General features: G+C 57.6%; 15 protein-coding genes. 11 read left to right on the top strand and 4 right to left on the bottom strand.

What is annotated here, in order from left to right; all coding sequences use genetic code 11:
• Window positions 1–28 precede the first annotated feature (28 nt).
• Genes prfA through kdsA form a run of 5 tightly spaced genes read left to right on the top strand, consistent with a single transcriptional unit; the run spans window position 29 to window position 4,034 of the window.
• Complete coding sequence (gene prfA, locus ELK40_RS13335) at window positions 29–1,111, top strand: peptide chain release factor 1 (RefSeq protein WP_021240360.1); 1,083 nt, start codon at window positions 29–31, stop codon at window positions 1,109–1,111.
• Complete coding sequence (gene prmC, locus ELK40_RS13330; protein WP_127731339.1) at window positions 1,111–1,941, top strand: peptide chain release factor N(5)-glutamine methyltransferase; 831 nt, start codon at window positions 1,111–1,113, stop codon at window positions 1,939–1,941. Before prfA ends, prmC begins: the two co-directional genes overlap by 1 nt.
• The gene (sirB2, locus tag ELK40_RS13325) at window positions 1,938–2,330 is read left to right on the top strand and encodes an invasion regulator SirB2 (protein WP_111965916.1); all 393 of its coding nucleotides are present in this window, start codon (window positions 1,938–1,940) and stop codon (window positions 2,328–2,330) included. The genes prmC and sirB2 overlap by 4 nt, the downstream gene beginning before the upstream one ends.
• Before the next feature lie 3 nt (window positions 2,331–2,333).
• On the top strand, window positions 2,334–3,143 hold the full coding sequence (gene sirB1 / locus ELK40_RS13320; RefSeq protein ID WP_024907069.1) for an invasion regulator SirB1: 810 nt from the start codon (window positions 2,334–2,336) through the stop codon (window positions 3,141–3,143).
• Window positions 3,144–3,179: 36 nt separating this feature from the next.
• Window positions 3,180–4,034, top strand: coding sequence for a 3-deoxy-8-phosphooctulonate synthase (gene kdsA / locus ELK40_RS13315; RefSeq protein WP_115875490.1), 855 nt, complete (start codon window positions 3,180–3,182; stop codon window positions 4,032–4,034).
• A gap of 89 nt (window positions 4,035–4,123) precedes the next feature.
• Here the strand turns inward: kdsA and chaA are convergent, their stop codons facing one another.
• On the bottom strand, window positions 4,124–5,224 hold the full coding sequence (chaA, locus tag ELK40_RS13310) for a sodium-potassium/proton antiporter ChaA (protein WP_039024239.1): 1,101 nt from the start codon (window positions 5,222–5,224) through the stop codon (window positions 4,124–4,126).
• Between the two features lie 270 nt (window positions 5,225–5,494).
• Here chaA and chaB point away from each other — a divergent pair, with 270 nt between their 5' ends.
• Together chaB and ELK40_RS13300 are read left to right on the top strand one after the other, a co-directional pair.
• Window positions 5,495–5,725, top strand: a complete 231-nt coding sequence (gene chaB, locus ELK40_RS13305; RefSeq protein ID WP_045908986.1) for a putative cation transport regulator ChaB — start codon at window positions 5,495–5,497, stop codon at window positions 5,723–5,725.
• A 177-nt stretch (window positions 5,726–5,902) separates the two neighbouring features.
• A complete protein-coding gene (locus ELK40_RS13300) occupies window positions 5,903–6,598 on the top strand; it encodes a gamma-glutamylcyclotransferase (protein WP_061097960.1) in 696 nt (231 codons plus the stop codon).
• A gap of 30 nt (window positions 6,599–6,628) precedes the next feature.
• Here the strand turns inward: ELK40_RS13300 and ELK40_RS13295 are convergent, their stop codons facing one another.
• The 3 genes from ELK40_RS13295 to ELK40_RS13285 form a co-directional block, all read right to left on the bottom strand.
• Window positions 6,629–6,868 carry a hypothetical protein gene (locus ELK40_RS13295; RefSeq protein ID WP_115875488.1) on the bottom strand — a complete coding sequence of 80 codons (240 nt, stop codon included), beginning with the start codon at window positions 6,866–6,868 and terminating at the stop codon, window positions 6,629–6,631.
• A gap of 212 nt (window positions 6,869–7,080) precedes the next feature.
• Complete coding sequence (locus tag ELK40_RS13290; RefSeq protein WP_127731337.1) at window positions 7,081–8,865, bottom strand: methyl-accepting chemotaxis protein; 1,785 nt, start codon at window positions 8,863–8,865, stop codon at window positions 7,081–7,083.
• Window positions 8,866–8,971: 106 nt separating this feature from the next.
• Window positions 8,972–9,325: a DsrE/DsrF/TusD sulfur relay family protein gene (locus ELK40_RS13285; protein WP_127731335.1), complete on the bottom strand. Its 354-nt coding sequence runs from the start codon at window positions 9,323–9,325 to the stop codon at window positions 8,972–8,974.
• A 72-nt stretch (window positions 9,326–9,397) separates the two neighbouring features.
• Here ELK40_RS13285 and nasR point away from each other — a divergent pair, with 72 nt between their 5' ends.
• The 4 genes from nasR to ELK40_RS13260 all read left to right on the top strand — a co-directional run bounded on the left by nasR (window position 9,398) and on the right by ELK40_RS13260 (window position 13,736).
• A complete protein-coding gene (gene nasR, locus ELK40_RS13280) occupies window positions 9,398–10,582 on the top strand; it encodes a nitrate regulatory protein NasR (RefSeq protein ID WP_127731333.1) in 1,185 nt (394 codons plus the stop codon).
• A gap of 227 nt (window positions 10,583–10,809) precedes the next feature.
• Entirely contained in the window at window positions 10,810–12,057 is a 1,248-nt protein-coding gene (locus ELK40_RS13270; protein ID WP_127731331.1) for a CmpA/NrtA family ABC transporter substrate-binding protein, read from the top strand.
• A 2-nt stretch (window positions 12,058–12,059) separates the two neighbouring features.
• Window positions 12,060–12,938, top strand: a complete 879-nt coding sequence (ntrB, locus tag ELK40_RS13265; RefSeq protein WP_127731329.1) for a nitrate ABC transporter permease — start codon at window positions 12,060–12,062, stop codon at window positions 12,936–12,938.
• Between the two features lie 9 nt (window positions 12,939–12,947).
• Window positions 12,948–13,736 (top strand): ABC transporter ATP-binding protein, encoded by a 789-nt coding sequence (locus ELK40_RS13260; protein WP_033145769.1) that lies wholly within the window; start codon window positions 12,948–12,950, stop codon window positions 13,734–13,736.
• The last annotated feature ends 12 nt before the right edge of the window (window positions 13,737–13,748 follow it).

Raw genomic sequence — 13,748 nt, 5'->3', positions numbered from 1 at the left:
TTTTCTAAGACAAGGTGCACTTACGCCTATGAAGCCTTCTATCGTCGCTAAACTGGAAGCTCTGCACGAGCGCCATGAAGAAGTACAGGCGCTGCTCGGGGATGCCGGGACCATTGCGGACCAGGAACGTTTTCGCGCGCTTTCACGTGAATACGCGCAGCTAAGTGATGTTTCTAAATGCTTTACCGACTGGCGACAGGTTCAGGAAGATATCGAAACCGCGCAGATGATGCTCGACGATCCTGAAATGCGCGAGATGGCGCAGGAAGAGCTGCAGGATGCGAAAGCGCGTTCTGAAGAGATGGAGCAGCAGCTTCAGGTACTTCTCCTGCCGAAAGATCCGGACGATGAGCGTAACGCCTTTGTGGAAGTTCGCGCCGGTACCGGCGGTGACGAAGCGGCGCTGTTTGCCGGGGATCTGTTCCGCATGTACAGCCGCTACGCCGAGTCGCGTCGCTGGCGCGTGGAGATCATGAGCGCCAACGAAGGCGAACACGGTGGCTATAAAGAGGTTATCGCCAAGATCAGCGGCGACGGCGTGTATGGACGTCTCAAGTTTGAATCCGGCGGTCACCGCGTGCAGCGCGTACCGGCCACCGAATCTCAGGGCCGCATTCACACCTCCGCCTGTACGGTGGCGGTGATGCCGGAGCTGCCGGAAGCGGAACTGCCGGACATCAATCCGGCGGACCTGCGTATTGATACTTTCCGCTCCTCTGGCGCGGGCGGTCAGCACGTTAACACCACCGATTCCGCCATTCGTATTACCCACCTGCCAACCGGTATAGTTGTCGAATGTCAGGACGAGCGTTCCCAGCATAAAAACAAAGCCAAAGCGTTGTCGGTGCTGGGCGCGCGTATCCACGCGGCCGAAATGGCGAAACGCCAGCAGGCGGAAGCATCCACGCGTCGTAACCTGCTGGGCAGCGGCGATCGCAGCGACCGAAACCGCACCTACAACTTCCCGCAGGGGCGCGTAACCGACCACCGCATCAACCTGACGCTGTACCGTCTGGACGAGGTGATGGAAGGCAAGCTGGACATGCTGATTGAGCCTATCGTGCAGGAATACCAGGCCGACCAGCTGGCGGCACTGTCCGAGCAGGAATAATGGATTTTCAGCGCTGGTTACGTGAGGCTGCCGGTGAGCTTTCCGAAAGTGAAAGCCCTAAACGCGATGCCGAAATTTTGCTTGAGCATGTGACGGGTAAAGCCCGCACGTACCTGCTGGCCTTCGGCGAAACTGAACTGACCGCGGAACAGGAAGCACAGCTCGTCGCGCTGCTTGCCCGTCGTAAAACCGGCGAGCCGGTGGCGCACCTTGTCGGCGAGCGCGAGTTCTGGTCGTTACCGCTGTACGTTTCGGCGGCAACGCTGATCCCGCGTCCGGACACCGAGTGTATGGTTGAGCAGGCGCTGGCGCGTTTATCTGCGGAGGCCTGCAGCATTCTCGATCTCGGTACCGGTACCGGGGCCATCGCGCTGGCGCTCGCCAGCGAGCGGCCGGACTGCACCGTTACGGCGGTGGACGTGATGCCTGATGCGGTCGCGCTGGCGCTGCGTAACGTGGAACGTCTCGGGCTCAGCAACGTAACAGTGCTGCAAAGCAGCTGGTTTGCCGCGCTGGAGAATCGTTCATTTGCGATGATTGTCAGCAATCCTCCTTACATCGACGAACATGATCCGCACCTTGCGCAGGGAGATGTTCGCTTTGAACCGCTCACGGCGCTGGTTGCTGCCAACGCGGGATTAGCCGATCTTGATCACATTGTGACAACGTCACGAAAACATTTACTTCCCGGTGGCTGGCTGCTCGTGGAGCATGGCTGGACGCAGGGGGAAGCCGTGCGAGCGCTGTTTATGCAAGCAGGCTACGCCGCTGTCGAAACCTGCCGCGACTACGGCGGCAACGAGCGCCTGACGCTGGGGCAGTGGTTATGAGCCTTTTTACCGTACTTATTACCGTCCACTTGATTTCCGTTGCGCTGACCATCACCTTTTTCATCGTCCGTTACTGGTGGCGCTACAGCAACAATCCGCTGATGGATGCCCGCTGGGTGCGTATCGCGCCACACTGTATCGACACGGTGTTGCTCCTTTCCGGTGCCGGGCTTATGTGGAAGACCGGCTATCTGCCATTTACTGATAAAGGCGCATGGCTGACTGAAAAGCTGTTTGGCGTTATCATCTACATCGTTTTGGGTTTTATCGCGCTTGGGCGTCGTCGTCCGCGCAGCCAGCAGGTCGGGTTTATCGCCTTTCTGCTGGGTCTGGTGGTGCTGTACATCATCATTAAACTCGCCACCACAAGAATACCGTTACTGGGGTAAGTCATGAGGTCCTTAGCCGATTTCGAATTTAACAAAGTGCCGCTTTGCGATGGCATGATCCTGATTTCAGAGATGATTCGCGACGATTTTACGTCGCAGTTTGTCTACGATGAGCTGGAGAATCTGGTCAGCCTGGCGCGTGAAGAGATTAATCAGGCTCGCCCGCAAGACTGGCAATTAGAGAAGCTGCTGGAGCTTTTCTACGGCGAATGGGGTTTTTGCGACACGCGGGGCGTGTATCGCCTGTCTGACGCATTATGGCTGGACCAGGTCTTAAAAAATCGTCAGGGCAGCGCCGTGGCGCTGGGCTCTATTTTGCTATGGGTCGCGCACCGTCTGGATATTCCGCTGGTCCCGGTCATTTTCCCGACGCAGATGATCCTGCGTGCTGAGTGGCTGGACGGCGAAATGTGGCTCATTAATCCTTTCAACGGCGACACGCTGGATGAACATACGCTGGACGTATGGCTGAAAGGCAATATTAGCCCGGTGGCTGAACTCTTCAACGAAGATCTCGACGAGGCGGATAACGCAGAGGTCATTCGTAAGCTGCTGGACACGCTAAAGTCCGCGTTAATGGAAGAGCGTCAGATGGAGCTGGCGTTGCGCGCCAGTGAAGTACTGCTGCAGTTCAACCCGGAAGATCCGTACGAAATCCGCGACAGAGGGCTGATTTATGCCCAGCTCGACTGCGAGCACGTGGCGCTGAACGATCTGAGCTATTTCGTCGAGCAGTGCCCGGAAGACCCCATTAGCGAAATGATTCGTGCGCAGATCAACGCGATCTCGCACAAACAAATTACACTGCATTAATCTTAATTCCGATTCACACCTGAATAAGGCGATCCTATGAAACAAAAAGTGGTTAGCATTGGTGATATCAAGGTAGCAAACGACCTGCCGTTCGTACTGTTTGGCGGCATGAACGTGCTGGAATCCCGCGATCTCGCCATGCGTATCTGCGAACACTACGTGACCGTGACCCAGAAGCTGGGCATCCCGTACGTGTTTAAAGCCTCTTTTGACAAAGCCAACCGCTCCTCCATCAACTCTTACCGTGGCCCGGGCCTGGAAGAGGGTATGAAAATTTTCCAGGAGCTGAAGCAGACCTTTGGCGTGAAAGTGATCACCGACGTGCATGAAGCCTCCCAGGCGCAGCCGGTGGCAGACGTGGTGGACGTGATTCAGCTCCCGGCATTCCTGGCTCGCCAGACCGACCTGGTGGCCGCGATGGCGAAAACCGGTGCCGTGATCAACGTGAAAAAACCACAGTTCGTCAGCCCAGGTCAGATGGGTAACATCGTCGATAAGTTTATCGAAGGTGGTAACGATCAGGTCATCCTTTGCGACCGTGGTGCAAACTTCGGTTACGACAACCTGGTCGTGGATATGCTGGGCTTCAGCGTAATGAAGAACGTCTCTAACCAGTCTCCGGTGATTTTCGATGTGACCCACGCCCTGCAGTGCCGCGACCCGTTTGGCGCCGCGTCCGGCGGCCGCCGTGCTCAGGTGACCGAACTGGCGCGCGCCGGTATGGCAACCGGTCTGGCTGGCCTGTTCATTGAAGCGCACCCGGATCCGGATAACGCAAAATGCGACGGTCCATCCGCGCTGCCGCTGGATAAGCTTGAGCCGTTCCTGAAACAGGTCAAAGCGATTGACGATCTGGTGAAGAGCTTCGACGAGCTGGATACCAGCAAATAATAAAAAACCCGCTTCGGCGGGTTTTTTATGCCACCCTCTCCCTGGCGGAGAGGGTTGGGGTGGGGGCATCAGCCCGCACCGGCCCAGTCTTACGCAAATATCGTCATCAGATACGCAACAAACAACGCCATATGCGCCGCTCCGTTCAGCACGTTGGTGCGCCCGGTGGAGAACGAAATCTGGCACAGCAGCAATGATGCTACCATCACGATCATCTCCGGCGCACCCAGCGCAAACTGCAGCTCGTTACCGGTCATAAAGGCAATCAGCGTCACCACCGGTACGGTGAGTGAAATCGTCGCCAGCACGGAGCCGAAGAACAGGTTCATTGCGCGCTGCACCTGATTATTCAACACCGCTTTCAGCGCGCCCAGCCCTTCAGGGGACAGGATCAGCAGCGCCACCAGGAAGCCGGTAAACGCCACCGGCGCGTTCAGCTCGGTTAACAGCGTCTCCAGCGGGTTAGCGTTCATCTTGGTAACGGCAATCACCGCAATCAGATGCACGATCAGCCAAACCGTATGCCACGCGCTGCTGTGGGCCGACGGCTTACCGTGGTGCGGATCATCGTCGTCGCCGTCGTCTTCATGCTCATACACAAACAGGCTCTGGTGCGTTTTGGTCTGAATCAACAGGAACACGCCGTACATGGCGGCGGAAATCAGCGCGACCAGCAGCGCCTGACCGGTGGAGAAGTTTGCACCCGGCAGCGCCATCGGGAAGACCAGCACGATAATGGCAAGCGGGAAGAGGGCAATCAGATACTGTTTGATGCCAAACAGGTTCATATACTGGGTCGCGAATTTACGCCCACCCAGCAGCAGAGAGAAGCCCACCAGACCGCCCGTCACAATCATAATGATCGAGTAAAGCGTATCGCGCATCAGCGTCGGCGCTGCATCGCCGGTCGCCATGAGCGCGGAAATCAGGCTAACTTCGAGAATAACAACGGAAAGGCTGAGAATTAAAGAACCGTACGGCTCGCCCAGACGGTGGGCCAGGACGTCCGCATGGCGAACGACGCTAAATGCGCTGGTTAAGATGCCGACCAGGGCAAGAATATTGATACCAACCACCACTGGCAGTGACTGACTGCTTCCCCAGAAGAGCAGCACAGCCAGTGCCAGAACCGGGAAAATGAGTGACGTCTCCTTGTGGCGGGTCTTTACCGCCTCGTGTGTTGCTGTCATGTGCTTCTCCATCAATGCAGGTGCTTGTAATTATAGATAGATTTTTAAGGGCATTAAACTAACAGATCTCTGTTAAATACCCTTTATTTTTTACTTAATTTTACCCTTTTCTTTGAAATTTGCGCCTGACCCATATAATTTACTTTATCTCTAAAATAGATTTTAAATAACAATAAATTAGAGTTTTAATCAATGCATAAATTAAGTCCGAATGGCACCATGCTATATCGTCGTCCACACTTATCTCTTTAAGCAAAAGAGAGGTGAGTGATGCCATATAAAACGAAACGCGAATTACCCGATAACGTGCAAAACGTGCTGCCCGCTCACGCGCAGGATATCTATAAAGAGGCGTTTAACAGCGCCTGGGATCAATACAAAGACAAGGAAGATCGCCGGGATGATGCCAGCCGTGAAGAGACTGCCCACAAAGTCGCCTGGGCCGCCGTAAAACATGAATATGAAAAAGGAGACGACGATAAATGGCATAAAAAGAAATAGCCCTGAAATAATTCGCTGCCTTCATTTTGACTTTTCAGGCGGTTGAACTGCCGTTGTATTGCAACTGGTCCGCTAATTGCTTATCGTTATTCAACTGCTGGCAAAATGACCAGCACCTAAGGCCGGGAAGGCGAATTACAGATGTCGCAAGGAAGCATGCAGTGGCGGAGGTGGAAAGTGTTAACGCGTGATTTCTTAATGAAGGCAGATTGTAAGACGGCATTTGGTGCTATTGAGGAATCGCTTCTCTGGTCAGCTGAACAACGTGCGGCGTCGCTCGCTGCCACGCTTGCCTGCCGCCCGGATGATGGCCCGGTATGGATTTTTGGCTACGGCTCCCTGATGTGGAACCCGGCTCTGGAATTTGTCGAATCGGCAACGGGAACGCTGCCTGGCTGGCACCGCGCATTTTGCCTGCGTCTGACGGCCGGACGCGGCAGCGCGTGCCAGCCCGGGCGCATGCTTGCACTGAAAGAGGGCGGGCGCACCACTGGCGTGGCGTATCGCCTGCCGGATGCCACGCTGGAAGAGGAGCTTACGCTGCTCTGGAAGCGCGAGATGATCACCGGCTGCTACATGCCAAGCTGGTGCAAGCTGGAACTGGACGACGGACGCACCGTCAATGCGCTGGTGTTTATCATGGACCCCCGCCATCCGCTGTATGAAGCGGATACCCGCACGCAGGTGATTGCTCCGTTAATTGCCGCCGCCAGCGGACCGCTGGGTACCAACGCGCAGTATCTCTTCTCCCTCGATCAGGAGTTGACCCGCCTCGGCATGCAGGACGATTGTCTGAATGAACTGGTGGTGAAGGTGAAGGCGCTGCTGGAAGGGAACCCGCTCAACGGCACGCTGCGACCGGGTTTTGCCTGATATTACGCCCGGCTTGCCGGGCGTTTAATATTATGCTGCCACGTAGCTGATGGAATGCTCCAGAGACTGGCTGTGGCTGTCAATCAGCACATCCCATGTGCCGGTGTAGGGCACTGTAAGCCAGGCCTTATCATCCTGTACGGTGAGAATATCCGCCTGGGACTGTTTTTGTGCTTTCGCACTCATCAGATGGATACGACAGCGTTCTGAGCAACGCACCACCACCGTATCCCCGCCAAACAGCTTCAAACTTGTTTTTACCAGTGCCATTTTTTACCCCCGTAGTCTTAAACAACGCTCTCCCTGCAGCCATATCCGAGCGTGATGTTGTTCACAATTCACTCATGGCATAACACCAAAGGGGAGGGGGTGGGATGCTGATTTTGATCAAAAAATGGCATAACGATTAAACAAAAATGACAAAATCCCTCAAAATTTCAGCTGGCGCGCGTTTTACCCGCTAAACGCGCACCGCGAGAAAATTAAATGCGGAAATGACCGGCTGTTTCAGCAAGGTCGCCCGCCTGGCTCTGCAGGGCGCCCGCAGCGGCGGCGGATTGCACGACCAGCTCGGCGTTCTGCTGGACCATTCTGTCGAGATGGGTCACCGCGTGGTTGATCTCGTGAATGCCTTTCATCTGCTCGCTGGTAGCGATGGAAATTTCGCGCATGATGCCGGAGACGCTGCCGATGCTGGAGCGGATCTCATCCATGCTTTCCCCAGCCAGATGCACGTAGCGGGAGCCGGTCGCCACGCTGTCGGTGGTGGAATCGATCAGCGATTTGATCTCTTTCGCCGCCTGGGCGCTGCGGCTCGCCAGGTTACGCACTTCGCCCGCCACCACGGCAAACCCGCGTCCCTGCTCGCCGGCACGGGCCGCCTCGACGGAGGCGTTCAGCGCCAGAATGTTGGTCTGGAACGCGATGCCGTCAATCACGCTGGTGATATCGCCAATTTTAGCCGACGCGACTTCGATGGACTGCATGGTGCTGATCGCCTGGGATACCACCTCGCCGCCGCGCGCAGCGGCCGCGGAGGCCTTGCTCGCCTGGTCATTCGCTTCTGCCGCCGATTCGTTCGACTGGGTCACGGAGGCGGTGATCTGCTCCACGGCGCTGGCCGTCTCGCGCAGGCTGGATGCGGCCTGCTCGGTACGTCCGGAAAGATCCTGGTTACCCGCCGCAATCTCCTGAGCGGCGTTTTTCACCGACTCGCTGGCATCACGGAGCTGCACCATCACCACCGACAGCTTATCGCTGAAGGCGTTAAAGGCATGCGCAATCTGCGCAACCTCGTCCTCGCCGTTGTCCGGCAGGCGCTGGGACAGATCGTTAGTCCCGTTAGCAATGTTGTGCATCGCGTCGCGAATGTCTGACAAACGCTTGAGCAGGCGGGCAATCAGGAAATGCACAATGGCCGCGCTAAGCAGTGCCAGGATCACCAGCGAAATCGCCGAGGCTTTAAGTAGGGAACGCATGCCGGAGGTGGCATCACCGTTGTCGAGCGCGACGACTAACAGCCAGTTTGTGCCCGGCACGGCTGTCGCCACGAAGGTTTTTTCAGCGTCGTTCAGCGTTCCGTCGACGAGGTTACCGCTTTTCAGCGCAGCAAAATCAATGCCTTTGATCGTCTCAGCGAATGGTTTAAGCGTGAGCGCCGGATCGTTAGCGGCAATCACGCTGCCGTCACTGTTCAGAAGCAACCCGCTGCTGGCCGGGGTTGGATGGATCCCGCGCACGTTAGCCACCACGCTGTCCATCGCCACATCGCCCGCCACCACCGCTTTCAGCGTACCATTCTCTTTTACCGGCACGGCGAAGGTTACCACCAGTTTGCCGGTTCCCGCGTCAACGTAGGGCGCGGTGACGACCGGGCCGTCCGTGCTGACCACCTGCTGATACCACGGGCGAATAGTCGGGTCATAGTCCGCCGGGACACCCGCCGGTTCAGAGAATTTCGCCGTTTTGCTGGCGTAGCCAACATAGACGTTGGTGAAGCCACCCGCCTGCGCAAGCTGTTTAAACACCGGAACCGGATCGTCACTCAGCGCAACGGTCTGCGCTGAGGCGATCACCGCCATCTTGCTTTTTACCCAGTCGGCAATCGCCATGTTATGGCTGGCGCTGGTGCTGGTCAGAATATCGCGCTGGGACTGCTGGTTATCCTGGCGCGTGACCTGGAAGTTAATAACGGTATTAAGGAGAAGTGCGACGACCAGACAGCCTGCCGTCGTCGCGATGATGCGTGCACGAATCGATCTGAACATAAGTGAAATACCTGCTGTGTTGTTTCCATGCCTATCGGCATCCCCGCAGGTAAACTTGATGCTGAAACCGCGTCCATAAGAAAATAATATTTTTACGGGTTTATTATTAAAAAGCTAATACTTTATCCGCGGACAGCGTCCACTCGGCCAGCTCAACCAGCGTACCAATCTCTACGCCATCAACCAGCGGCAGACCGGTAATACCGCGGCCGTCGGTACAGGTCTTGCACAGCTTCACCGGCACGTTTTGCGCGGTCAGGATCTCCAGCATCTGCTGAATGTTATAGCCCTCGGCCGGTTTTTGTCCCTTCAGCCCCGCGGTGACCGCGTCCGACATTAAAAAGAGTCGTAACGCGAGGTCACTCTCTTTTTCACGCAGCGCAATCGCCAGGCGCAGGCTGTTAAAAAGGGATTCGCTGCCGTAGGCCGCACCGTTGGCGACGATCACAATCTTTTGCATGTTGACTCCTGTTCTTATAAAGGCACGAATATTGCTTAGCTTTCCCGAGTTTCGCTGTTCCGGAGAGAAAGCATGACATTAATGGCTGGCATTTCGCCAGGCGCTGCCGAATGGCTCGAGCGCGCAAAGATGATGCGCCGGGAGCAGCTCAGCAAGCTGGCACAGCTTGGCGAGCTTGTGCACGGCATTAGCCAACTGGTGCACATGTTACAGTGCGAGCGTGGGGCGTCCAACGTCTGGCTCTGCTCACAGGGTAAGCTTTACGCCCCCGAATGCAAAGCCAGCCGGGCGCTGGTGGATGAAAACCTCGCTGCACTTTATGTGATTCTTGAAAAACAGTCGCCGATCCCGGGAAGTACGGTCTGTGAACGCATCGGCGGCGCGCTCCTGAGCCTGGATATGCTTCCCGCGCTGCGCGAAGGAGTTATTCAGCAAACGGTAACGGCACCACAGGCGATGGAACACTACTCCCGCATGCTTCGCCATCTGCTCAGTATCGTACCGCAGCTTAATGACAGCATTGACGATCCGCAAATAGCCGGGCGTTTTGTCGCCCTGTATAGCCTGATGCAGGGGAAAGAGCTGGCGGGACAGGAGCGGGCGCTGGGGGCGATTGGCTTCACGCAGGGTTTTTTCGATGATGTGACTCGCCAGAGGCTGGTTGACCGCATCGATGGGCAGCAGGCCTGCTTTGAAATCTTTCTCTCACACAGCCACGCTGATGTACAGGCCACCTTTGCCTTAAACTGCCAGCCCGATCGTGAAACGGAGCAGCTACGAAGGGTGGCCTGTACCCGCCAGCCCGCCGCCGATAACGGCCTTACCGCACTGACCTGGTTTGCTCTGCAAACCGCGCGCCTTGAGCATCTGCGCGCGCTGGAGGAGACGCTCATCGCCGATCTGATGACGGCGGTGGACGAGCGTATTTACCGTAACGATGAGTACGTGCCTCCCGCCGATGAGCAGGACGATCCGCTGATACAGTACCCGGAAAAACCGTTGCTCACCCTGGTGCGCCAGCAGGCGCGCGAGATAGAACAGCTCTCGCGCCAGCTTGCGTCGCTGCGCGATACGCTTGAAGAGCGCAAAATCATTGATAAAGCGAAGAGCGTGCTGATGACCCACCAGAATATGAGTGAGGAACAGGCCTGGACGGCGCTGCGCAAAATGGCGATGGACAAGAACCAAAGGATGGTGGATATCGCCCGCGCGCTGCTCATGGTGAAGAATTTGTGGCAGGTAATACCAAAGGAGTAGCTGCACGGTCAGCGGGCATTTTGTGCCTGATTGAGGTGCGTAAACCTGAGGGTAAAGCGGGATACACCGCGAAAACCGCGTGTTAATACCTGGCATTCGCTTTGCATTATCAGATTAACCATTTTTGACGATGCGCCAACGGCGGTGCATTCGTCTTCGGGATAAAGGCGTCCACTGGTGCTTCGGCATCGTGGGCGCTTTTTTTTGGTTTTTATTCAGGAGTGGTCATGGCGGATTTGTCGAGACGGCGTTTTTTGCAGGCCAGCATGCTGGCGAGTGGTGCAATGCTGTTACCGGGTATCATGCAGGCCGCATGGGCGGCAGGCTCGGATAAACCGGAGCAGGAAACAGTGCGCATCGGGTTTATCCCGCTGACCGACTGCGCGCCCGTGGTTATCGCGGCGCTGAAAGGCTTTGATAAAAAATACGGCATTACCATCGTGCCCACCAAAGAGGCGAGCTGGGCGGCGGTGCGCGACAAGCTGGTGGCGGGCGAGCTTGATGCCGCGCACATTCTCTACGGCCTGCTGTACGGCCTAGAGCTGGGCATTGCCGGCAAGCCGCAGCAGATGGCAAACCTGATGACGCTTAATCAGAACGGCCAGGCGATTACGCTTTCCAGCGATCTGGCGGAGAAGGGCGTTCGAGACCTTGACGGGCTGAAAAAGCTAATTGGTCAGCAGGCGCCCGGCACCTACACCTTCGCGCACACCTTCCCGACCGGGACGCACGCCATGTGGCTCTACTACTGGCTGGCCAGCGCGGGCATTAACCCCTTTGACGACGTGCGCACGGTGGTGGTGCCGCCGCCGCAGATGGTGATGAACATGCGCATTGGCAACATGGTCGGCTTTTGCGTCGGCGAGCCGTGGAACGCGCGGGCGATTAACGACCGCATCGGCTTTACCGCCGCGACGTCACAGTCTGTCTGGGCCGACCATCCGGAAAAAATCCTCGGCACGCGTCGCGACTGGGTGGAGAAAAACCCGCACACCGCGCGGGCGCTGGTCAGCGCGGTGCTGGAGGCCGCACGCTGGATCGAAGCCTCCGCGGAAAACAAGCGCGAGACCGCGCGGATCCTCTCCCGCCGGGCGTGGCTCAACTGCAAGGAACAGTTTCTCACCGGGCGAATGCTCGGCGAGTACGACAACGGCCTGGGCCAGCGCTGGCAGGACGCGCACCCGATCCGTTTCTTCAACGAGGGGGCCGTCAGCTACCCATATCTCTCCGACGGTATGTGGTTCTTAACCCAGTTCCGCCGCTGGGGCTTGCTCAAAACCGCGCCGGACTACGCGGCTATTGCACAGCGCATTAACCAGACCGCTGTCTGGCAGGATGCCGCCACGGCGGTGGGGGGCATCACCACACCGACTTCACCATTACGCAGCAGCACATTGATGGACGGCACCGTCTGGAACGGTACCGACCCGGAAGGATACGCCAGCCGTTTCGCCATTCATCGTAAAGGGGCCTGATTATGCAGCATCTGCAAAAGACGAAATCACCAGATACGCCAGAGAGTGGGGAGGTGATTGTCCTCCCTCCGGTGCAGGTTCGCCGCCGTACGCCGACGTTTGCGCGTCGGATTAACGCGATCATTCAACGCATCATTCCGGCGTTAATCGGTCTGGGACTGCTGGTCGTGCTGTGGCAGCTGGCGGCGATTAACAGCAAAGGTTTCCCGACGCCGCTCAGCACGCTTGATTCCGCCATTACTCTGTTTGCCGATCCGTTTTATCGAGACGGGCCTAACGATATGGGCATCGGCTGGAACGTGCTCGCCTCATTACAGCGCGTGGCGGTGGGCTTTGGCCTGGCCGCGTTCGCCGGGATCCCGCTCGGCTTCCTGATTGGCCGCTTCACCTTTTTTTCGCGCATGTTCGGCCCGCTGATCGCGCTGTTACGCCCGGTTAGCCCGCTGGCCTGGCTGCCCATCGGCCTGCTGCTGTTCCAGAAAGCGGAGCCCGCGTCGAGCTGGACCATTTTTATCTGCTCTATCTGGCCGATGGTGATCAACACCGCCGAAGGCGTGCGCCGCATTCCGCAGGACTACCTCAACGTTGCCCGGGTGCTGCAGCTTTCCGAGTGGACCATCCTGCGCCGCATTCTCTTCCCGGCGGTGCTGCCCGCGGTGCTGACCGGGGTGCGCCTCTCCATCGGCATCGCCTGGCTGGTGATTGTCGCCGCCGAGATGCTGACCGGAGGGCTGGGGATCGGCTTCTGGATCTGGAACGAGTGGAACAACCTCAACGTCGAAAACATTCTCATCGCCATCGTCATCATTGGCGTGGTCGGGCTGCTGCTGGAGCAGGGGCTGATGCTGATCGCCCGGCGCTTTAGCTGGCAGGAAAAATAAGGAGCGAACATGAAACCATTAATTCAGGTCCAGGCCGTGAGCCAGCGTTTTTCCACCGCCAGCGGCGAGTTTCTGGCGCTGCAGAACGTCTCTTTTGATATCCACGAGGGCGAAACCGTGAGCCTGATTGGGCACTCTGGCTGCGGCAAATCGACGCTGCTGAACCTCATCGCCGGTATTACCCTGCCGACCGAAGGTGGGCTGATTTGTGACAACCGCGAAATCGCCGGGCCGGGGCCGGAGCGCGCGGTGGTGTTCCAGAACCACTCGCTGCTGCCGTGGCTCACCTGCTTCGACAACGTGGCCCTGGCGGTAGATCACGTGTTTCGCCACAGCATGAGCAAGGCTGAGCGCCGGGAGTGGATTGAACACAATCTCGACCGCGTGCAGATGGGGCACGCTCTGCACAAGCGTCCGGGGGAGATCTCCGGCGGCATGAAGCAGCGCGTCGGTATTGCCCGCGCGCTGGCGATGAAGCCGAAAGTGCTGCTGATGGATGAACCCTTCGGCGCGCTCGATGCGCTGACGCGCGCTCATCTGCAGGACTCGGTAATGCAGATCCAGCAGGCGCTGAACACCACCATCGTGCTCATTACCCACGACGTGGACGAGGCGGTGCTGCTCTCCGATCGCGTGCTGATGATGACCAACGGCCCGGCGGCGACCGTCGGGGAGATCCTGCGCGTCGATCTGCCGCGCCCGCGCAACCGGGTGCAGCTGGCGGACGACAGCCGCTATCACCACATGCGCCAGCAGATCCTTCATTTCCTCTATGAAAAGCAGCCAAAAGCGGCGTAGCGAGGGGGCTTT

It is taken from the genome of Enterobacter sp. N18-03635 (assembly GCF_004006055.1).
GTDB classification, from domain to species: Bacteria; Pseudomonadota; Gammaproteobacteria; order Enterobacterales; family Enterobacteriaceae; genus Enterobacter; species Enterobacter vonholyi.
Note: the sequence above shows the minus strand (reverse complement) of the source record. Positions and strands in the feature narration are given on the sequence as shown.

Coding starts and splice junctions, on each gene's coding strand:
- ELK40_RS13290 (WP_127731337.1), bottom strand. CDS start 8,865: ATGTTCAGATCGATTCGTGCACGCATCATCGCGACGACGGCAGGCTGT.
- ntrB (WP_127731329.1), top strand. CDS start 12,060: ATGCAGCATCTGCAAAAGACGAAATCACCAGATACGCCAGAGAGTGGG.
- prmC (WP_127731339.1), top strand. CDS start 1,111: ATGGATTTTCAGCGCTGGTTACGTGAGGCTGCCGGTGAGCTTTCCGAA.
- sirB1 (WP_024907069.1), top strand. CDS start 2,334: ATGAGGTCCTTAGCCGATTTCGAATTTAACAAAGTGCCGCTTTGCGAT.
- ELK40_RS13295 (WP_115875488.1), bottom strand. CDS start 6,868: ATGGCACTGGTAAAAACAAGTTTGAAGCTGTTTGGCGGGGATACGGTG.
- ELK40_RS13270 (WP_127731331.1), top strand. CDS start 10,810: ATGGCGGATTTGTCGAGACGGCGTTTTTTGCAGGCCAGCATGCTGGCG.
- ELK40_RS13260 (WP_033145769.1), top strand. CDS start 12,948: ATGAAACCATTAATTCAGGTCCAGGCCGTGAGCCAGCGTTTTTCCACC.
- nasR (WP_127731333.1), top strand. CDS start 9,398: ATGACATTAATGGCTGGCATTTCGCCAGGCGCTGCCGAATGGCTCGAG.
- chaA (WP_039024239.1), bottom strand. CDS start 5,224: ATGACAGCAACACACGAGGCGGTAAAGACCCGCCACAAGGAGACGTCA.
- sirB2 (WP_111965916.1), top strand. CDS start 1,938: ATGAGCCTTTTTACCGTACTTATTACCGTCCACTTGATTTCCGTTGCG.
- ELK40_RS13285 (WP_127731335.1), bottom strand. CDS start 9,325: ATGCAAAAGATTGTGATCGTCGCCAACGGTGCGGCCTACGGCAGCGAA.
- kdsA (WP_115875490.1), top strand. CDS start 3,180: ATGAAACAAAAAGTGGTTAGCATTGGTGATATCAAGGTAGCAAACGAC.
- chaB (WP_045908986.1), top strand. CDS start 5,495: ATGCCATATAAAACGAAACGCGAATTACCCGATAACGTGCAAAACGTG.
- prfA (WP_021240360.1), top strand. CDS start 29: ATGAAGCCTTCTATCGTCGCTAAACTGGAAGCTCTGCACGAGCGCCAT.